We start from the raw sequence: 20,089 nt of genomic DNA, 5'->3' as shown, positions 1-20,089 counted from the left end.
TTTCTTGAAATTGCTCTATTTAGAAGTTAATAACTGTTTTTACGCGCTCTTTAACATCTGTTTCATTTGGCAGCCATACGTCCTCTGCTGCGGCAAATGGGAATACAGTATCAGGAGCTGCTACACGGAGAACAGGTGCTTCCAGATGAAGAATTGCTTCGTCTGTAATAGCTGATACTACGTTTGCTGCAATACCGGCCATTTTTTGTGCTTCCTGTACAACGACCGCGCGGTTTGTTTTCTTCACAGACTCAAGAATAGTGTCCATGTCAATCGGGCTGATCGTACGAAGGTCAATCACTTCTGCCTCAATGCCTTCTTCGGCAAGCTCTTCTGCTGCCTTAAGGGACGTGTGCACCATTGCGCCGTAAGCGATAATCGTTACATCTTTTCCTTCACGCTTGATGTCAGCTTTATCAAGGTCAATCGTGTACTCTTCTTCCGGTACTTCTTCACGGAAAGAACGATACAGCTTCATGTGCTCCAAAAATATGACAGGGTCATTATTACGAATGGAAGAGATAAGAAGTCCTTTCGCATCGTAAGGAGTGGAAGGAATTACAACACGTACACCTGGTGATTGGGCCATTAGGCCTTCCAAGCTGTCCGCATGAAGCTCAGGTGTTTTTACGCCGCCTCCAAAAGGAGAGCGGATTGTTACTGGAATGTTGTAATGACCGCCTGAACGATAACGCATTCTGGCCATCTGTCCTACTACGGCATCCATTGTTTCAAATACAAATCCAAAAAACTGGATTTCCATTACTGGACGAAAACCGGTAAGTCCAAGGCCGATTGAAAGCCCGCCGATTCCGGATTCAGCAAGAGGTGTATCAAATACACGCTCTTCGCCGAATTCATCCTGAAGTCCTTCTGTTGCTCTAAATACTCCACCGTTTTTACCGACATCTTCGCCGAAAACTAAGACATTTTCGTCGTTTTTCAGCTCCGTACGCATCGCATCGGTAATAGCCTGAATCATCGTCATTTGCGCCATAGCTTACTTCGACTCCTTCTCTTTATATTCATCCATCTGCTTCTGCAGGTTCGCTGGAAGCTCTTCAAACATATTGCCGATCAAGTCTGTTACTTTTTGAGGAGCTACTTCATCTGTTTCTTTGATTGCTACTTTGATTTCTTCTTTAGCTTTTTCGACTACTTTATTTTCGTCTTCTTCCGACCAGAGCTTTTTGCCTTCCAGGTATTTACGAAAGCGTACAATAGGATCTTTCTTTTCCCATTCGCTGTCAAGCTCGGATGTTCTGTATCTTGTAGGATCATCACCAGCCATCGTATGCGGTCCGTATCTGTACGTAAGCGTTTCGATAAGAGTAGGAGTGCCTTCCAATGCATTTTTGCGGGCTTCTTTCGTTGCTGCATATACAGCAAGAACGTCCATGCCATCTACCTGAATACCGTTGATTCCTGCGGCAACTGCTTTTTGGGCAATTGTTTTAGCAGCAGACTGCTCTTCTACAGGAACAGAAATAGCGAAGTAGTTATTTTGTACAACGAAAATGGCCGGAGCTTTATATGCTCCTGCAAAGTTCATACCTTCGTAGAAGTCTCCTTGAGAGGCTCCGCCGTCACCGGTATAAGTAATTGCAACGTTATCTTTGCCTCTGCGCTTTAAGCCTAATGCTACACCGGCAGTCTGGATAATCTGCGCTCCAATAATGATCTGAGGCATAACAAGGTTAAGTCCTTCTGCCATTTGGCCGCCTTTAAAGTGTCCACGGGAGAAAAGAAATGCCTGATGAAGAGACATACCGTGCCATACCATCTGTGGAATGTCCCGGTATCCAGGCAGAATCCAGTCTTCTTTTTCAAGACTGAACTGTGAACCAAGCATGGATGCTTCCTGCCCCGCTACCGGCGCATAGAATCCCAGTCTACCCTGTCTGTTAAGAGAGATGGCACGCTGATCCCATATTCTTGTATAAACCATTCTTCTCATTAATTCCTGAAGCTCTTCATCTGATAAATCCGGAAGAGCATCTTTGTTTACAATCTTGCCTTCTTCATTGAGGATTTGAAACATTTCGAATTGATCTTCGATATTTGCCAGTGTTTTTTCAGCCACTGCAGTCACCTCTACCTTCCTAATTGTTCGATTATTTTCTATTAAAACAATTTCCTCTTCATTCCAAATAGGCGGCCGTCATTGAAGCCTGTATCTATTAGATGCTTTAACTCTAAACTTACTACCCTACTTCGAAGAAAAGATAACCTGTTATTGCATTTATCATTTTGCGGAAACTGTCTCACTAGAAAAGAAATAAGGATTATAACAATAACGCTATATTGATAGAATATACTATATTAAAAAGGTTAGTCAATCCTTTTTAACTATAGGCTTTTCAGCACAATTTCCAATTATCCTCAATGCGTCTTTTTACAAACTGTTATATATCATTTCCTTCCCCGACACTAACAGGTTTTCCGATTAAGAGCGATATATTCTTTTTTAGGTGTTAATACAGATAGGCAACAATATTCAACTTTTCTCATTCCCCGATATTCTATAGAAAAAACCTGAATGCATCGTCCATTCAGGTTGATTTTTTATTCCTGCTCCAGGTCAGCAGCTTCATAAAGGGATGCTTTCGCTTCATTATACTGGTCCGTGTAAGTGTTAAACTGCTCCTGCTGTTCGGTAACGATCGTGTAGGATTCATTCACCTGGTCAATCTGCTCCTGCAGGTCGTCGATTGTAAGGTCTTCGTTAGTCATCGCCTGATACAACCCCTTGTCGCGCTCAATACCTTCGGAGTACGCGTCATGAAGTTCCTGGTAGGCATTGTAGCGTCCTTCCATGGACTCACGGGCGGCAGCAAGCTCAGAGCTTAGATCCGCCTCTGCATCTTCCCCGTTTTCTATTCCCTGCTGAAATTCATCATAGGCATTCTCAATACTCTCTTTTTCTGTTTCAAGATGACCTTCCCGTTCATCAGCCAGGTTGACAGCTTCTTCAGACTGCGATTCTATTTCATCCATCTCGTCTACTGTAAGCTCCTGCATGGAGGCAAACAAACTCTGCTCCTCTTCGTGAAGGTCCATCATCGGCTGCTGCTGCTCTGCAAATTCTTCCTCTGCTTCCGCTGCCCCTTCCAGGCTGTTCTGCATTTGTTCTTCAGAGCTCCCTCCGCAGCCTCCTAGTAATAAAGCTGCGCCTAAAGCCGTGTACGTAACTGCTGTTTTTTTATGTAAGGGCATAATCTTTCCTTTCTATCCTTTAAATTTCTGCTATTTATTTATCATATAGGAAAAAAATAGGGAAATCAATAAATCAAAGGCACAACCCCCTGTATTCCACATTTCTTAACGTATCTCTCCATATACTATTGTTTTCGAACGATCTGCCCGGAAATGATTTTTCTTTTGTAATAGGGTCTGTTTTGCTATACTATTCTATAGATAAATCAGCGGGTCCTCTTCATTTAATGGGGACAGTTCACGCAGGAGGCACAAATAATGATAACAATGAATGACATAGTCCGTGAAGGTCACCCTGCTCTGCGCAAAATTTCAGAGCCTGTTCAGCTGCCCTTGTCAGCTGAAGACAAAAAAACCTTGGAAGACATGCTTGAGTTTCTCAAAAACTCGCAGGATGACGACATTGCAGAGAAATACGATCTGCGTTCCGGAGTAGGCATCGCCGCTCCTCAATTAGGAATTAATAAACGTATGTTTGCCCTTCATCTTACTGATGATAAAGATAAATTATACAGCTACGGTTTAGTTAATCCAAAAATTGTCAGCCATTCTGTGGAACTCAATCATTTAGAAGGGGGAGAAGGCTGCCTTTCTGTTGACAGAGAAATAGAGGGAGAGGTTCCCCGCTATTCCCGTGTTACAATAGAAGCGTATACTATGGATAATGAAAAAATCCGCCTTCGGCTCAGAGGTCTTCCCTCTATTGCCTTTCAGCACGAGCTGGACCACCTTGACGGCATCATGTTTTATGACAGAATTGAAGAAGAGTCCAATTAACCAAGACCCCTTTCATTTCTGCCCCGCAGCTATTCACACTGCGCCGGGGGAGAGCAGTGAAAGGGATTTTCTTTTTTTTTTGAGAGATTTAATTGTTTCAAGCCGTTTTCACCTGTCTTTGAGATAGCTTCGTCTATTGAAAAAAAGCTTTAAATCGATTACAATTTGAGAATCGAGTGTTTTATCAAAGTGGACTGTCCGCCCGTTCCGCTTTGCGTATAAATATTTGAAGCCCTTTTCTTCATTTACAATAGGACAGCTATGCTTATTTCTTCATGTTTTTTTCGGATATCTAAGGAAGCAGGTCCTTATGTCTTCCTTTTCGTCATATAAAGCAGCAAGAAATTTCATATGTGTTCTGTTTAATAGAAATCACCCAATACAAAGGAGAGACTATACCTATGATTTACAAAGTATTATATCAAAAGGATTCAACAGAAATAGCAGTCCGCGAGAACACAGAATCTATGTATATAGAAGCAGATTCAGAAATGGATGTTAGAATTAAATTAAAAGATCGTCCTTACAATATTGAATTCGTCCAGCCTGTTTCAGATGCTCTTCTCGCTTTTGAAAAACAAAAAGAAGACTTCAAAGTGGAGAACATCTAACATATGAAACAACTACAAAACGACCAGGTAGCTGTATTTGCCCTTGGAGGACTTGGGGAAATCGGCAAAAACACGTATGCAATTGAATATAAGGACGAAATTATTGTTATTGACGCAGGCATTATGTTTCCGGAAGATGAACTTCTCGGTATCGATTATGTTATTCCGGATTACACGTACCTCGTTAGAAATCAGCATAAAATAAAGGGCTTATTTATTACGCATGGACACGAAGATCACATTGGCGGCATTCCTTATTTCCTTCGCGAAATGAACATCCCCGTTTACGGTGGACAGCTTGCACTCGGCCTTCTGAAAAGAAAGCTGGAGGAGCACGGCCTTCTTCGCAAGACAACGCTGCACGTTATTAAGGAAGAAGATGTGATCAGCTTTGCTAATCTTTCCATCTCATTTTTCAAAACAACACACAGTATCCCCGACTCCCTCGGCGTTGTTGTAAAAACACCCGAAGGCAATATCGTTCATACCGGGGACTTTAAATTTGATTTCACTCCGGTAAGCCAGCCGGCGAATCTGTCCAAAATGGCTCAAATCGGGGATGAAGGCGTTCTTTGTCTTTTATCCGACAGCACAAATAGTGAAATACCAGGATTTAGTATGTCCGAAAGAACAGTAAGTAAAAGTATTGATAATATATTCCAGAAAGCTGAAGGCCGGGTTATATTCGCTACCTTCGCTTCCAATATTTATCGTCTGCAGCAGGCAGTCAATGCCGCTGTTCATCATGGTAGAAAAATTGCTGTGTTCGGACGAAGCATGGATAACGCAATCAATATCGGCCAGGAGCTCGGCTATATTAAAGCCCCAAAAGATACATTTATTGAGCCCGGCCAGCTGAACCGGATGCCTGACAACGAAACCGCGATACTTTGTACAGGAAGCCAGGGCGAACCAATGGCAGCTCTTTCCAGAATAGCCCACGGAACGCACCGCCAGATTCAAATTATTCCGGGAGATACAATTGTTTTTTCAAGTTCTCCTATTCCAGGAAATAATTTATCTGTAAATAAAATTATCAATCAGCTTCTAAAAGCCGGCGCAAAAGTTATCCACGGCTCATTAAATAATATTCACACTTCCGGCCACGGCGCACAGGAAGAGCAGAAATTAATGCTTCGTCTGATGAAACCAAAATACTTTATGCCCATTCACGGGGAGTACCGGATGCTGAAAATGCATACCAAACTCGCTGAAGACTGTGATGTTCCATTGGATCATTCGTTCGTAATGGAAATAGGGGAAGTCCTCGCCCTGAAAAAGGATTCAGCCTCCATTGTAGGCAAAGTACCATCCGGCTCTGTATATGTAGACGGAAACGGTATCGGTGATATCGGAAATATCGTACTGCGGGACCGCCGCATTCTTTCAGAAGAAGGACTTGTCGTGGTTGTCGTAAGTATTGATATGAAAAATTTCACTGTCTCTGCCGGACCTGATATCATTTCCAGAGGCTTTGTATACATGAGAGAATCAAGCGACATGATTAACGATGCACAAAAGATGCTGTCTACTCATTTAGATGAAGTCATGAAGCGTAAAACAAAACAGTGGGCCGAAATCAAAAACGAAATTATTGACCAGCTTTCCCCTTATTTATATGAAAAAACAAAACGTAAGCCTATGATTCTTCCTATCATTATGGAAGTGTAATAAAAAAAGGAGTTTCCATTATTAAATGGAGACTCCTTTTTACGTTAATGGAACACTATACATATATTTTATATGGACAATCGTTTTTAATTATCATCAATCCAATAGGTTTCCAGCCGGCTTATATCCGCATCTGCACCTATAATAATTAATATATCCCCGTCATAGAGCTTTACCTCAGGTTCGGGAGAAACGGTTAATTCTTCGCCTCGTTTGATTGCCAGAATATTACACCCGTACGTCGATCTAACGTCCAGGTCCACGATGCTTTTTCCATCAATCGTAGGACCCGCGACAAGTTCCACGATGCTGTGCTCATCTGACAGTTCCAGGTAATCCAGTACGTTGTCTGATACAACATTGTGAGCAATCCGAATACCCATATCTCGTTCCGGATGGACAATTTCATGGGCGCCGATTCGACTGAGCACTGTTTCATGATAGTCATTCTGCGCTTTTACCGTAATATGCTTAATTTTCATTTCATCTAGAATAAGTGTTGTTAAAATACTTGCCTGAATGTTATCTCCAATTGCTACAATAACATGGTCAAAGTTTCGTATGCCCAGACTTTTCAGCGCTTTTTCATCTGTGCTGTCTGCAATAACTGCCTGGGTAGCAATAGAGGCAAATTCATTTACTTTTTCTTCATCCTGGTCAATAGCCAGTACGTCCATACCTTCATCCATAAGGGACTTGCAGATGCTGCCGCCGAACCTGCCAAGCCCGATAACCGCAAATTGCTTTTTCATGCCTTTTCCTCCACTCTTCATCTAAACCGGTTGTTCTTCTTCAATTTTACATGAAAAAGCACACGAAATGAAGATTTCGTGTACGTACTGCAGCTGTTTATTTTGTGCTTTTCTTTTACGCATGACTGGGTTACCGCTTCTGTTTAAAGGGTTTCCTGACCCGGCTTCCAGTTAGCCGGGCATAATCCGCCTGTTTGAAGAGCCTGAAGCACACGAAGTGTTTCATCTACATCGCGGCCGACATTATTATGATTAACCGCGGAATACATCAATTCGCCTTCCGGGCTGATAATAAATAATCCGCGCAGCGCTATTCCTTCTTCTTCCATAAGCACGCCGTATTCACGTGCTACTTTATGATTGGTATCTGCAGCCAGCGGATAGTTAAGTTCACCCAGTCCGTTATCGTCCCGCGATGTGTTAATCCAGGCTTTATGGGCATGGATCGTATCTGTGGATACGCCAATTACTTCTGTATCCAATTCTTCGAATTCATCAAATTGGTCACTCAACGAAGTGATTTCAGTCGGGCAGACAGTAGTAAAATCCATTGGATAGAAAAACAATACCGTCCATTGGTCTTTCTCCATATTCTCTTCCAGACTTACTTTGCCGAACTCTTTATTTTGCATTACAGCATCCATCTCAAATCTTGGTGCCTGCCTGCCTACCATTCGTTTTTCACTCATGCTTTGTTTCACTCCCTGTGTAAAGCTTTTCACGGATTTAATTGTAATATGGAGCCGTTTTGAAAGTCAAACAGAGTTGATCCACCATTTATTGTAATAATGTTTTTTCAACTCCGATGACGTATGGTATACTCTTTATCGTGCTTTATTCTACTATTTATGAATGAAAGGAGATCCGTCTATGCCGGGTTTTATCGACGAAACAATACTTACCGGGGTCTTGAGTGCCGCCCTTCTGGTTGTCATCCAAATTATATTAGCTGTGATCGGCTACTTTATTGCAAGAGCCGTCGGAAAACGGATCATCACACGCGGTTTTACCAAAATGCAGGAAAAGCGCAACATGCATCCGGGAAGAATAAAAACCATTTCAAGACTGCTTGTTAATGTATTTTCCTATGTTCTTATTTTTGTGCTTATTACCATTATATTAGGCATCTTCAATCTGCCTATTGCCTCCTTAATTGCCGGAGCCGGGGTGGTAGGCCTCGCCGTCGGCTTCGGTGCCCAGGGACTTGTCAGTGACGTCGTCACAGGTGTTTTTCTATTGATAGAAAAACAGGTGGATGTAGATGACTACATCTCTGTGGCAGGGCTTGACGGCGTGGTGGAAGAAATTGGTCTCCGTACGACACAGATCAGAAGCTTTGACGGGGTCCTTCATTTTATCCCCAACCGGGAGATTATTACGGTCAGCAACTATTCCAGAGGGAACATGCAGGCGCTTATTGATATTGGCATTTCATACAATGATGATATTGATAAAGCGATATCGGTCCTTCAGGAAGCCTGTAACAAGGTTGCCTCTGCACACCCTGAAATTGTAGAAGGGCCTGATGTCGTAGGCGTCCAGTCGCTTGGAGATTCTGAAGTAGTGCTCCGTATTATCGGGAAAACAGAAAATATGATGCAGTGGTCCATGCAGCGCGAGATATTAAAAGCCTGCAAAGAAGCGCTCGAAGAAAACGGAATTGAAATTCCCTTTCCTCATCAGGTGTATATCGATAAACACGAGTCCGCTTCCGTAAACAAATAACACGTGCACTTCTATTATAAAAAACGGCGTCTCTTTAAAAGAGCGCCGTTTTTTCTTATCTGCTTTTTAGAAAATCTTCCATAAATGCAATGGCGGTATTCATTGCTTCTTCTTTAGGTTCCAGCCGCGAATCATGAAGCCCGAACGGTGTGTCCACGCCAAGCCAGAACATCAATCCCGGCACTTCGCGCAGGAAGTAGCCGAAATCCTCTCCGGTCATTGCTTCTCCGCTCTCCACGTAGGTTACTTCTTCGTGCTGCTCGGCAAAATTTCGGAAAGAAGCCGCAAGTTCATGATTATTGTACACCTGGCAGTAGTTTGCTCCCCAATCAATGGTGGCTTCGCAGGCAAAAGCTGCTTCAATGCCGGCCGTGAGCTGCCTGATTCTTGTTTTTACCATCTGCATGCTTTCTTCCGAGAGCGTGCGTATCGTTCCTTCCAGCCTGGCCGTCTCGGCAATAATATTCTGCTTCGTTCCGCCGGTTATTTTTCCGATCGTTACAACGGCAGCATCAAGAGGATCTACATTTCTTGCTACGACAGATTGAATCTGCGTAACAAGATGGCTTGCAGCGACTACCATGTCCTTGGCCAGATGGGGCCTGGCTGCATGCCCTCCTGTGCCTTTAAGGTCAATAAACAGCTCTGAGGTGTTGGCAAATAAAAGACCGGGCTTGGAGGATACTTCCCCTACTTTTCGTTCCGGTGCTACATGAAGGGCATAAATTTCGTCCGGCTTCCACTCCAAAAACGGTGCGGCGTTCAGCATCGGTTCTGCCCCTCCCGGTCCTTCTTCAGCCGGCTGGAATATAAACAGCAGGTTCTCTTTTGGCTGAGCTTTTGAGAAGGAATGCACAAGTCCCAGCGCAATAGACATATGAAGGTCATGTCCGCAGGCATGCATCATTCCCGGATGAAGAGAAGAAAAGGGATAGGAGGTATTTTCCTCAATAGGCAGTCCGTCCATATCTGTTCGGTACGCCACGGTTTTAACAGGTTCTGACCCACGAATAAATAAAAAAATACCAGTGTGCCAGGTTTTCCATTCCATATAGTCTGTTTTCCATGAATCTATTTTTTCAAGCAGGTATTCCTGTGTTTTCCATTCTTTGAATCCTGGTTCCGGGATTTGATGAAGCTCCCGCCGGATGGTCGTTACGTTCACACGGATGCCTCCTGACGTCTGGATATTAGTTCTTCTTTAAATGCCTGGACAAAACTATCCGCTTCCTTATTCTGCAGGGTAAGGGGCGGCAACAGCCGGATAATTGTCTGTTGGGCAATATTGACCATAAAGCCTCGATGCAGCAGCGATTCCTGAATGCTTTTCACTTTATCAGCCTCTGCATCCAGCTTTACGCCGAGCATCATTCCCATTCCCCTGATTTCCTGTATATCGTTTTTCAGCTCCAGCTGCAAGGCTTCAAGCTGCTGTCTGAAATAGCCGGCCCGCTCCCTGCCTTCTTTTAATCCATTCTGCTCGAACAATACGTCCATGACAGCATTCCCAAGAGCCGCACTCAGCGGAGACGGGCCGAAGGTAGTACCATGATCCCCGGGCACAAATTTATTTTTCAGCTTTTCACCAGCAATAATACCCCCTAACGGCAGACCTCCTCCAATTCCTTTGGCAAATAAGATCATGTCCGGCACTACGTCTGCCTGCTGATATGCAAAAAACGTTCCGGTGCGTCCGATTCCTGTTTGAATTTCATCTATACAAAAAAGAACATTGTACTTTTTGCAGAGTGCTTCTGCGCCCTGCAGATAATTCTTGGACAATGGCGTAATACCACCTGAACCGAGAATTGGTTCTGCCAGAAAAGCTGCCGGTTTTTCTTTCATCAATACCGACTCCAGCTGGTTGAGGTCTTCCGGCACTGTTTCAAAGACGGGATAATCGGCTGCTGGAAAGTCCTGATAAATACCAGGCTGTCTTGTTAGTTTTACGACCCCAAGCGTCCGGCCGTGAAAGCTTTTTTCCAGTACGACGATTCCGTTTTTTTCTTCGCTCTGCTCTTTTTTCCATTTATGCACGAGCTTTACTGCCGCTTCCGTCGCTTCCGCACCCGAATTAGCAAAAAAGACTTTTCCGGGAATGGACTGCTCTATCATTCGTTCCGCCAGCTCGATCGCCGGTTGATTTAAGAATATGTTGGAAATATGAAGGAATTTTTGTGATTGTTCACCCAGCTTTTTTAACAGATAAGGATGCGAATGGCCGAGCAGATTGACGGCCAGCCCTGTAAATAAATCCAAATAGGCTTTTCCTTCTGTATCAAATAGATAATTGCCTTCTCCTTTTTCCACTGCTATCGGAAGTCTTTGGTATGTAGACATGATAGCGTTCTGATCTCGTTCCATCCAATTCATGTACTCTATCCTTTCTATCTTCCGTGATCTTTTTATTATAATATAAAAAGGCCGTCCGGCTAAACACTTTTCACCGGACGGCCTGGAAAGGAATTTTATTTAGTTATCGTCATTTAGACGGCGAAGTTCCTGCTTGATTTCTGTTTTGCCTTTTGTTTTCTCATCGATTTCTTTAATTACGCGGGCTGGTGTGCCGGCAACTACCGTATTTGGTGGAACATCTTCTGTTACGATCGCTCCAGCGGCAACTACAGCACCTTCTCCTACCGTTACTCCTTCAAGAATAACGCAGTTTGCTCCAACAACAACGCCATCTTGTACAATAACAGGCTGTGCGGATGGCGGTTCAATAACGCCGGCCAGTACGGATCCTGCACCGATGTGGCAGTTCTTTCCTACTGTTGCTCTGCCTCCCATGACAACATTCATGTCAATCATCGTGCCTTCTCCAACTACAGAACCGATATTAATGGAAGCACCCATCATAATAACGGCACCTTTGCCAATCTCTACCTGATCGCGGATAACCGCGCCCGGCTCAATGCGGGCTTCTATTGCTTTTGTATCTAACAGAGGAATAGCGGAATTGCGGCGGTCGCTCTCCACTACGTAATCTGTAATTTTATCCTGGTTGTCTTTAATACCTTTTTCAATATCGCTCCACTCTCCGAAAAGAATTCCTGTATTCCCTTCGATAAAGCGTTTTGTTTCGTTTCCAAAACCGATAGAGTCCAGATCTCCTTGAATATAGACTTTCACCGGTGTTGATTTTTTACTTTCTGAAATAAAAGCGATAATTTCGTTTGCATCCATTTGTTTCATTGACGTATCCTCCTTAGAATCTTAACAATCTCCTACATAGAGTATCATATCAAGCCTTTGAAGGAAACCATTGCGCACGGAAAGGATTTTTTCACTACGTATCGAATATTATACAGGGATGACTAAAAAAGGAAGTGATGAGATGGGATTTACAGCAGACATTTGTGATGATTATTCAGAAGTAGTGACCGTAGCCGACCCATTATTTAAACTGTACGGACAGAAGACACATTTTTCCGGACCAGTGGCCACCGTCCGAGTTTTCGAAGATAACGTACTTGTAAAAAAAGCGCTGCAGGAGCTTCCGGAAGGGTCTGTTCTTGTAGTAGACGGCGGCGGATCTTCCCGCTGCGCGCTGATGGGTGATAACCTAGCGGAGATTGCCTTAGAGCGGAAGCTTGCAGGCGTTATTATTTATGGTTGTATCCGTGATTCAGATGAAATAGCCCAAATGGATGTCGGGGTTTTTGCCATTGGAACCCATCCGGTGAAATCTGTGAAAAATGGAAAAGGAGATGCAAATATTCCAGTTGCCTTTGCCTCCGTCACATGGCAGCCCGGAGAATGGGTTTATGCTGATAATGATGGGATTCTTATATCAGCGAATGAACTAAATTTATAAAAAAGCATAACTTCATAAAAAAGCCGGCCTCCCATTATAGGAGACCGGCTCTTCTTATCGACTATTTATGACTTTGTTTTCTGGAACTGCGCTGTTTCTGTAGAACCTTTAAGAGCCGTGGTGGAAGATGTTCCACTGGTAATCACCTGCGCTACTTCATCAAAATAGCCGGTCCCTACTTCACGCTGGTGGCGTGTCGCAGTGTAGCCGTTAGCTTCACTGGCAAACTCGGCCTGCTGCAGTTCAGAATAAGCTCCCATCCCACGTGTTTTGTAGCCTTTAGCCAATTCAAACATGCTGTGGTTTAATGCATGGAAACCGGCAAGCGTAACAAACTGGAATTTATAGCCCATTTTCGCAATTTCCTGCTGGAATGTTTCAATGGTATCGTCATCCAGATTCGCTTTCCAGTTAAATGAAGGCGAACAGTTATATGCGAGCATCTTTCCAGGAAACTTTTCGTGAATGGCATCAGCAAACTTCTGGGCTTCTTCCAGATTTGGCTTGGACGTCTCGCACCAGATTAAATCAGCATAAGGTGCATACGCCAGGCCTCGTGCAATCGCCTGATCGATGCCGGGTTTTGTACGGTAGAATCCTTCGGCCGTACGCTCTCCTGTAATAAATTCTTTATCGTAAGGGTCGATATCGCTAGTAATAAGATCGGCTGCATCAGCATCTGTCCTGGCAAGGATAATCGTTTTCGTTCCGCTTACGTCAGCTGCAAGACGTGCAGATATTAGATTGCGCACAGCGTTCTGCGTTGGAAGCAGTACTTTTCCGCCTAAGTGGCCGCATTTCTTTTCTGACGCCAGCTGGTCCTCAAAGTGAACGCCGGATGCACCGGATTCAATCATACTTTTCATTAATTCAAATACATTCAGCTGCCCGCCAAATCCTGCCTCGGCATCGGCAACGATTGGGGCGAAGAAATCTGTATCCCCCTCCTGTTCCATATGCTGGATTTGGTCTGCACGCTGCAATGCCTGGTTAATACGTTGTACGACGCTCGGTACACTGTTGGCCGGATACAAGCTTTGGTCCGGATACATCTGTCCGGCCAGGTTAGCATCCGCCGCTACCTGCCAGCCGCTTAAATAAATCGCTTTCAAACCAGCTTTTACCTGCTGTACGGCCTGGTTTCCTGTTAGTGCTCCTAAAGAGTTCACATAAGGCTCTTCATGCAGCAGCTTCCACAGTTTTTCCGACCCTCGTTTTGCTAATGTATGCTCGATTTCAATAGACCCTCTTAATTTTATTACGTCTTCCGCGCTGTAGGGTCTTTCAATCCCTTCCCATCGGCTGTCATCTTTCCATTGTTGCTCAAGCTTTTTTGCATCTTCCTGAATTGATCCCATCTTTATCTCTCCCTCGCATTACTGTTTTATAACAGTTGATTTAGTATGATCTTATGTTATAACAGTAAAATTATTTTTGCAACCCCTTTCATTAATTTTTCTAAAAAATTATTAACACAGATTTATTATTAATAGTCTGTTGCATAACAAAAACCGGACCCATAACGGGCCCGGCTTTACTTTATTAATTTGTAACAAAGGCAGTGGAAACTTCTTTCTGTTCGGCTCTGTCAATTTTTCGGAGAGAAAGCGTGCAGCTCAGCGTAATAATCAGCACGCCCGCGGCTCCTGTTACAACACCCGGCCAGCCAAATGCCGGCCACAGCCAGCCAAAGTAGATGCTGCTTAGCCCTCCTCCTAAATAATAACTGGTTAAATATAGTCCGGAGGCGCTTGCCTTCGCTTCTGACGCATGCCTTGTAACCCAGGAACTGGAGCTGGAGTGAACGAAGAAAAAGCCAAAGCTCAACGTCAGCAGTGCTAGTAGTATGACAGGAAAAGAAGGCACGATTGTTAATACAATTCCTATTGCCATTAGAGCTATTCCAATCAGCATACAGCTTGTCTGATTCCATACCTGTGCCATCTTTCCGGCCAGCGTCGAGCTGAAGGTCCCTGCTCCGTAAGTTAGAAACAGCAGACCGAGTACTGTAGCAGACACAAAGAACGGTTCTCCATTTAATAGATACGTAATAAAGTTAAACACGCCGATGAATACGAAAAAATGCAGCCCGCCGATCACATAGGCCAGCGCCATTTTTTTATTTTTAAGGTGCATCCAATTATTCTGCAGTGTTTCTTTAAGGTGAAATGGTTTGGCCGTAAACTGTGTAGAATCCGGAAGCATAAACCAGACAAAAATACCGATACCTACGCTTACCCCTGCCATGATAATAAAAGCCAGCTGCCAGTCTGAGGCATCTGCAATGATACCGCTTGCCACGCGGCCGCTCATTCCACCAAGGCTGTTGGTACTAATATAAATCCCTACTGCTACTGTCATCGCTTTTTTGGAGTATTCTTCACTGAGGTAGGCCATGGCAGCCACCGGCACCCCTGCAAGAGCAGCTGCCTGAAACACCCTGGCAGCCATCAGCCAGCCAAAACTTGGTGCGAGGCTGATAAGAATCGTTCCTGCAATGCCAAGTGCCATTGAAATAAATAAGATATTCCGCCTGCCAAAAGCATCAGACAGGGCGCTGTATACAAAAAAAGTAATTCCCAGCACAATTAATGGGATAGAAATAATCAGGCTCGAAGCAACTTCTGATACTTGAAACTCTTCGCTCAGCATAGGAAGAAGCGGCTGAGGGTAGTATAGGTTGGCAAATATTAAAAAAGAGGCGGCTCCAAGCGCCATTGTCGCTTTCCAGAACGACGCTGTTTTTGCTTCTATCATGGGAGGTATCCTTCTTTCCTGAACACTTTGTCTACTGCTTGTATGCTATCATGGATTTATTGATAAATAAAATATATAATAAACATAATAATTATGCTTTTTTGTTATGAAAGGAGAATGTTATGGAAAGCAGAGCCCTCGAATACTTTCGGGAAGTAGCAGCCAGACGCAGTTTTACAAAAGCCGCTGATTCCCTTCGCATTGCCCAGCCCGCCGTCAGCCGTGCGGTTCGGCAGCTTGAAGACGAGCTCGGTGTGTCTCTTCTTATCCGTGATAAGCGGCAGATCCGCCTGACGAAAGCCGGTGAAAAGTTATACGAATATGCTGTTGAAATGCACCGTCTGCTCGTAAAAGCGAAAAGTGAAGTGATAAATATGCAGGATCTTACTCAGGGAGAAGTAGAGATCGGTCTGCCATCCATGGCCGGTTCTTATTATTTCCCTGACCAGATTATGCGCTTTCTGGAAGCTTATCCCGGCTTGACCGTTTCCATCTACGAAGCCGGCACTTCTGCCATTGAAGAAGCTGTTATCAGTGGGGAAATTGAACTCGGTACGATTGTGACGGAAGAAGGCCGAAAATCGTCAAGCCTGCTAAGCATACATCCGTTTCTTACAGCACAGATGGTAGCCGTGGTTCCTCTTGATCATCCCTTTGCATCCAGAACTTCCCTATACCATGAAGAGCTGGCAGACGAGCCGCTCATCTTATTTAAAGAAGGATACTATCAGAGGAAAGTAGTCGATCAAATAAGTGAAAAAGCAGGTCGTCCCGTTCACCTTGCATTTGAAACCAATCAGATTTCCATGGCCAAGTCCCTGACGCAGCGGGGTCTTGGTATCACTATTTTTTTGGAGATGGTCATACAGGATGATGAAAAACTGGCAGGTATACCTCTCGATCCGCCTATATCACTGACGCTTGCTCTGGCCCACCGCCGGAAAGAATCGCTGTCCGCTGCCAACAAAGCTTTTCTTCAGTTTCTGCTTGCTTAAAGATTTCTATGCATTAAAATCCCCCGGCTGCGCAGCCGGGGGATTTTGTTACCTATTAGAATGCTCTGCCTGCTTTGTTTTTTCTGCAATTTCCTGCTTAATGGAATCAGGCCATGCCTCTGCAGAAGCATTTTCAATATAAACCGACTCGGAAGGAAAGGCGATCTCCACGCCCTCTTCTTCCAAGATCTGCATCACTTCAAAATTAATGTCTTCTTTTGCTTCAAACCAATCAACCCAGCCCGTCGCTTTCGTAAAGAAGTACACAAAAATATCAAGGGAAAAAGAGTTAAACTCGCTGAAGCGGACGATAATAAGTTCATTATCAATTTTGGTATTTTCCCGAAGCGTATCTTCTATACGTTCTACTACCCGCTGCACGTCTGCTCTCGGCGTTCCGTACTTCACGCCTACATTAAAGGTAATCTGACGCTTTCCCATCTCCGACCAGTTGGTAATAGCTTCATGGGCCAGGGTTTTGTTAGGAACAATTACGAGCGAATCTTCAAAGGTTCGAATCTTTGTGCTCCGGAAATTAATATCCTCTACAAACCCTTCCACCGTAGCAGAAGCAATCCAGTCTCCTTTTTTAAAAGGACGTTCCGTTACGATAATAATACCTCCGAGAAAATTACTGAGCGTTTCCTGGGCTGCAAGAGCAAAGGCGAGGCCGCCCAGGCCAAGACCGGCAATCAGGCCGTTAATGTCATAATTCCATTCGTGGGCGATAATGGTAATCGTAAGGGCCAATATTACAAAGCGGACGATGCGGGAGAGAAACGGCAGAAGCATACTGTCTTCCCCGTCGTCCATTTTACTGGAAAGTTTATAGAACATGGAAGAAGAAGCTGCCGTGAAATTAAAAAGCCCCCAGCCCATTACTATAATAATAGCTGTACGGTAAAATCGGTTAACGATTCCCATGTATTCCCCCTGTATAGGAAGGGAAAGCAGCGCTAAATACAAACCGAGTATGACAAAGAAAAACCGAAGCGGCTTTTCAAATGCAATAATTACATTTGTAAACACATCAGTCGGCGTTTTTTTGGCTATGCGAATCAGCAGTCTGAAAATGTATGTGGTTAAATATCGTCTTAAAAAGAATATGAGAAAAAATATTAATATAGCAAATCCTATATCAATCCAGGGCAGGTTTATGAAAAACTCCTGCGTTCTCATCCAAAAATCTATCATAGGTACCCTCCGGATGTTTTTACTGTTGAATAAATCAAATCTTAACACATCGGTCAACGTTTCTCTAGTGTTCCTATGAAAGATCTGAAAAGCTTGTGTGTCCTATCTTGAATATACCGGCTTTCCTTCTATAAAAGTCTGCTCCACCAGACTTTGTACATTAAAAGGATGATGGCTCCATATAACAAAGTCTGCATCTTTGGCTTTTTCAAGTGATCCTTTCGTTTCTGCCATATCCAGATGCCTCGCAGCAAACAACGTAATGGAAGACAAAGCTTTTGCCTCACTTAGTCCCTCTTTATGCGCCATCATTGCCGAAGTAAGCAGGTGGTCGATGCCGACTACCGGATGATCGGTTGTGATACAGTAATCGATCCCATTCTCTTCGAGAGCGGACAGTGTTTCCCAGCTTTTATTGGACAACTCTGCTTTGGATTTCGTGGACATCGTAGGGCCGACCGATGCTGTCACCTGATGGCGGGCGAGAAACTCAGCAATTAAATGACCTTCCGTGCAGTGTTCAATCGTGTAGCGGAGATCAAATTCTTCAGCAAGCCTGACAACAGTAGCAATATCATCGGCCCGGTGCGCATGAGCGCGGAGTGGAATACGCTTTTCCAGTAAAGAAACGAGCTGTTCCAGACCAAGGTCTCTTGGCGTTTTTGGGTCTTTATTACATTTATCCTTGTAATTCTGCGCTTTTATCATGGTTTCCCGAAACAACGCCGCATTTCCCATTCGTGTAACCGGACCGGAGGGCTTTTTGGAGTGTATACGTTTAGGATTTTCTCCAAACGCTGCTTTCATACCAGATGGTGATATCAACACCATCTCATCGACAATCCGTCCGCTTGTTTTCACAATGACCATTTCCCCGCCGATTACATTGGCACTTCCAGGGAGAATTTGTACGGTAGTTACTCCAGACCGGCGTGCCAGCTCAAAGCCTTCCTCCAACGGATGAATTCCATCGATTGCACGCACAGCAGGCGTGACGGCCTGGCTTGTTTCATTAAAATCAGCACCCTGCGGTCCGATGCCTTCTTCGTGTACGCCAAGATGGGTATGCACATCAATCAAACCCGGAGTAATATATTTTCCCCGTACGTTTATCTGTTTATAGTCTTTTGGTATGTGATCTTCGTCTGTTACTGCTTCAATTTGGGCGCCGTTAACAAGAAGTACAGCATGCTCGATGAAAACACCATTCTGATTCATGATACAGGCTCCTATGTATGCTTTATTCATCCAAAACCTGCCTCCTAAGTACTTCGATTCACTAAATATTATAGCATATTTGCTTTTTGTATTGACAAACCCTGCCAGTCCAAGGTAAATTAATAAAGGTTCATCTATCCAGCTGCTCCGTTAGCTCAGCTGGGAGAGCGCCACCTTGACAGGGTGGAGGTCACTGGTTCGAGCCCAGTACGGGGCACCATAACACAAACACTGCAAGCCTTCGTATAGAGGGCTTTTTCTTATGTCTAAAACTAATACAGTTACTGGTATATAAACTGGTACAACGTAAATGGGGAAAATCTGGGGAAAATTTTATAAAAGCGGTCATTTAAGGCTCATTTCAACTCCATATTTATAAAACTACCCCACGTTATTCCTTTCTTGTTTCTTCTATATAATATGTACAAACACATAAGATATGAAAAAAATCATGTAACTTATGTAATAACCACTCCCCTCCCTTATACATCAAGACTTCCAGCGTTCATAAGTACTTAAAAAGTCATGAGTAAACTTATGAATCGGCTCAAACTTATGTAATAACCCTGTATGCTGCTAAGTGAGGTTTTGTGAGGCACCTTCTCTTATACGGACGAATGGCAGGTTTAAGCAGGTAGCTCCCTATATATCCTTCACCCTCTTATAGGGTTATATGTCGAGTTTTGTTAAGTAGTTCGCAATATACTATAAGCTCTTTCCCATTAAAAGAAATGTCAAGTTTTGACAAGTTCCTCTCTGCGTATTAATTAACACTAAGTTTTTCTAAGTAGTTTGCTGCATGTCATCCTCCTTCCTATACGTTTTCTATTCCCACATTTTCTAACATTCTCTAAGTGGATAATTTAGCGTTGCAGCCGTTGCAGGCTTCTTACCTCACATGTAGTAATTTGTAGTATTTTCAAATGAGCTTATAGGCTTCTATAACAGCATTCTAATATAGGTTTTTACAGGTAGCTAAAAATAGACTTCATGTTTTTGCAGGTTATCTGCTATAAAGCCATATTATATTATCATTTGTTAACATTCTTTTAGGATGTAAGAAATGTCCGTTTTTCTCCTTTTAGGGAGTCGGAAATGTCTTGATCCCTATTATGTGCCCATATATCTAACCATTTTTTATATTAGGGTTTCTTAGTAGTTTTCCAATGAATAACGAGTTGACTTTGAGTCTTTTAGGGCCTCGCATTTCTCGCCATCTTATCTCTTTAGGGCCTCACAAATCTCACCATACTCCTTTAGGGGCTCCGATATCTCAGGATAGCTCCTATATATAGCAAAATTTCTATCATTCTCTATCATTTTATTGCAACGAAAAAAACACCCTCGCCTGGAGAG

The 20,089-nt window shown here is 43.7% G+C and carries 18 protein-coding genes and 1 tRNA gene; 7 read left to right on the top strand and 12 right to left on the bottom strand.

Translation table 11 applies throughout. The annotated features are described in order from the left end of the window. Positions 1-19: 19 nt before the first annotated feature. The 3 genes from AC5W2J_RS09960 to AC5W2J_RS09950 form a co-directional block, all read right to left on the bottom strand. A complete protein-coding gene (locus AC5W2J_RS09960) occupies positions 20-997 on the bottom strand; it encodes an alpha-ketoacid dehydrogenase subunit beta (protein WP_496059314.1) in 978 nt (325 codons plus the stop codon). 3 nt (positions 998-1,000) lie between these two features. After that, positions 1,001-2,041, bottom strand: coding sequence for a pyruvate dehydrogenase (acetyl-transferring) E1 component subunit alpha (pdhA, locus tag AC5W2J_RS09955; RefSeq protein WP_496059657.1), 1,041 nt, complete (start codon positions 2,039-2,041; stop codon positions 1,001-1,003). 524 nt (positions 2,042-2,565) lie between these two features. Then, positions 2,566-3,216 carry a YkyA family protein gene (locus AC5W2J_RS09950; protein WP_496059313.1) on the bottom strand — a complete coding sequence of 217 codons (651 nt, stop codon included), beginning with the start codon at positions 3,214-3,216 and terminating at the stop codon, positions 2,566-2,568. Positions 3,217-3,474: 258 nt separating this feature from the next. On the opposite strand from AC5W2J_RS09950, the gene def reads away from it, so the two are divergent. From def to rnjA, 3 genes are all read left to right on the top strand, one after another. Beyond that, the gene (gene def, locus AC5W2J_RS09945) at positions 3,475-3,993 is read left to right on the top strand and encodes a peptide deformylase (protein ID WP_496059312.1); all 519 of its coding nucleotides are present in this window, start codon (positions 3,475-3,477) and stop codon (positions 3,991-3,993) included. Positions 3,994-4,394: 401 nt separating this feature from the next. Beyond that, positions 4,395-4,604 carry a DNA-dependent RNA polymerase subunit epsilon gene (locus AC5W2J_RS09940; protein ID WP_496059311.1) on the top strand — a complete coding sequence of 70 codons (210 nt, stop codon included), beginning with the start codon at positions 4,395-4,397 and terminating at the stop codon, positions 4,602-4,604. A gap of 3 nt (positions 4,605-4,607) precedes the next feature. Then, positions 4,608-6,275 (top strand): ribonuclease J1, encoded by a 1,668-nt coding sequence (gene rnjA / locus AC5W2J_RS09935; RefSeq protein WP_496059310.1) that lies wholly within the window; start codon positions 4,608-4,610, stop codon positions 6,273-6,275. 86 nt (positions 6,276-6,361) lie between these two features. Here rnjA and AC5W2J_RS09930 read toward each other — a convergent pair whose 3' ends face one another. Then, positions 6,362-7,027, bottom strand: a complete 666-nt coding sequence (locus AC5W2J_RS09930; protein WP_496059309.1) for a potassium channel family protein — start codon at positions 7,025-7,027, stop codon at positions 6,362-6,364. 143 nt (positions 7,028-7,170) lie between these two features. Then, on the bottom strand, positions 7,171-7,716 hold the full coding sequence (locus AC5W2J_RS09925; RefSeq protein WP_496059308.1) for a peroxiredoxin: 546 nt from the start codon (positions 7,714-7,716) through the stop codon (positions 7,171-7,173). Positions 7,717-7,897: 181 nt separating this feature from the next. Here AC5W2J_RS09925 and AC5W2J_RS09920 point away from each other — a divergent pair, with 181 nt between their 5' ends. Continuing rightward, positions 7,898-8,752 carry a mechanosensitive ion channel family protein gene (locus AC5W2J_RS09920; protein WP_496059307.1) on the top strand — a complete coding sequence of 285 codons (855 nt, stop codon included), beginning with the start codon at positions 7,898-7,900 and terminating at the stop codon, positions 8,750-8,752. A 55-nt stretch (positions 8,753-8,807) separates the two neighbouring features. Here AC5W2J_RS09920 and AC5W2J_RS09915 read toward each other — a convergent pair whose 3' ends face one another. From AC5W2J_RS09915 to dapD, 3 genes are all read right to left on the bottom strand, one after another. Next, entirely contained in the window at positions 8,808-9,923 is a 1,116-nt protein-coding gene (locus AC5W2J_RS09915; RefSeq protein WP_496059656.1) for an N-acetyldiaminopimelate deacetylase, read from the bottom strand. Beyond that, positions 9,914-11,125 carry an aspartate aminotransferase family protein gene (locus AC5W2J_RS09910; protein WP_496059306.1) on the bottom strand — a complete coding sequence of 404 codons (1,212 nt, stop codon included), beginning with the start codon at positions 11,123-11,125 and terminating at the stop codon, positions 9,914-9,916. Before AC5W2J_RS09910 ends, AC5W2J_RS09915 begins: the two co-directional genes overlap by 10 nt. Before the next feature lie 99 nt (positions 11,126-11,224). Then, the gene (dapD, locus tag AC5W2J_RS09905) at positions 11,225-11,947 is read right to left on the bottom strand and encodes a 2,3,4,5-tetrahydropyridine-2,6-dicarboxylate N-acetyltransferase (RefSeq protein WP_496059305.1); all 723 of its coding nucleotides are present in this window, start codon (positions 11,945-11,947) and stop codon (positions 11,225-11,227) included. A gap of 118 nt (positions 11,948-12,065) precedes the next feature. Here dapD and rraA point away from each other — a divergent pair, with 118 nt between their 5' ends. Next, the gene (gene rraA / locus AC5W2J_RS09900) at positions 12,066-12,569 is read left to right on the top strand and encodes a ribonuclease E activity regulator RraA (protein ID WP_496059304.1); all 504 of its coding nucleotides are present in this window, start codon (positions 12,066-12,068) and stop codon (positions 12,567-12,569) included. Positions 12,570-12,634: 65 nt separating this feature from the next. Here the strand turns inward: rraA and aceA are convergent, their stop codons facing one another. Together aceA and AC5W2J_RS09890 are read right to left on the bottom strand one after the other, a co-directional pair. After that, the gene (gene aceA, locus AC5W2J_RS09895; RefSeq protein ID WP_496059303.1) at positions 12,635-13,927 is read right to left on the bottom strand and encodes an isocitrate lyase; all 1,293 of its coding nucleotides are present in this window, start codon (positions 13,925-13,927) and stop codon (positions 12,635-12,637) included. Between the two features lie 184 nt (positions 13,928-14,111). Further along, on the bottom strand, positions 14,112-15,326 hold the full coding sequence (locus AC5W2J_RS09890; RefSeq protein ID WP_496059302.1) for an MFS transporter: 1,215 nt from the start codon (positions 15,324-15,326) through the stop codon (positions 14,112-14,114). A gap of 122 nt (positions 15,327-15,448) precedes the next feature. Between AC5W2J_RS09890 and AC5W2J_RS09885 the strand changes: the two genes are divergently transcribed. Further along, positions 15,449-16,321 (top strand): LysR family transcriptional regulator, encoded by an 873-nt coding sequence (locus AC5W2J_RS09885; RefSeq protein WP_496059301.1) that lies wholly within the window; start codon positions 15,449-15,451, stop codon positions 16,319-16,321. Between the two features lie 48 nt (positions 16,322-16,369). On the opposite strand, the gene AC5W2J_RS09880 is transcribed toward AC5W2J_RS09885, so the two are convergent. Together AC5W2J_RS09880 and AC5W2J_RS09875 are read right to left on the bottom strand one after the other, a co-directional pair. Further along, positions 16,370-17,515, bottom strand: coding sequence for a mechanosensitive ion channel family protein (locus tag AC5W2J_RS09880; protein WP_496059300.1), 1,146 nt, complete (start codon positions 17,513-17,515; stop codon positions 16,370-16,372). Between the two features lie 102 nt (positions 17,516-17,617). Further along, positions 17,618-18,763 carry an amidohydrolase gene (locus AC5W2J_RS09875; protein WP_496059299.1) on the bottom strand — a complete coding sequence of 382 codons (1,146 nt, stop codon included), beginning with the start codon at positions 18,761-18,763 and terminating at the stop codon, positions 17,618-17,620. Positions 18,764-18,877: 114 nt separating this feature from the next. Here AC5W2J_RS09875 and AC5W2J_RS09870 point away from each other — a divergent pair. After that, positions 18,878-18,953, top strand: a tRNA-Val gene (locus AC5W2J_RS09870). The last annotated feature ends 1,136 nt before the right edge of the window (positions 18,954-20,089 follow it).

The sequence above is a fragment of the Sinobaca sp. SA16-1 genome (genome assembly GCF_059510515.1).
This window is presented reverse-complemented; position numbering and strand designations above follow the sequence as displayed.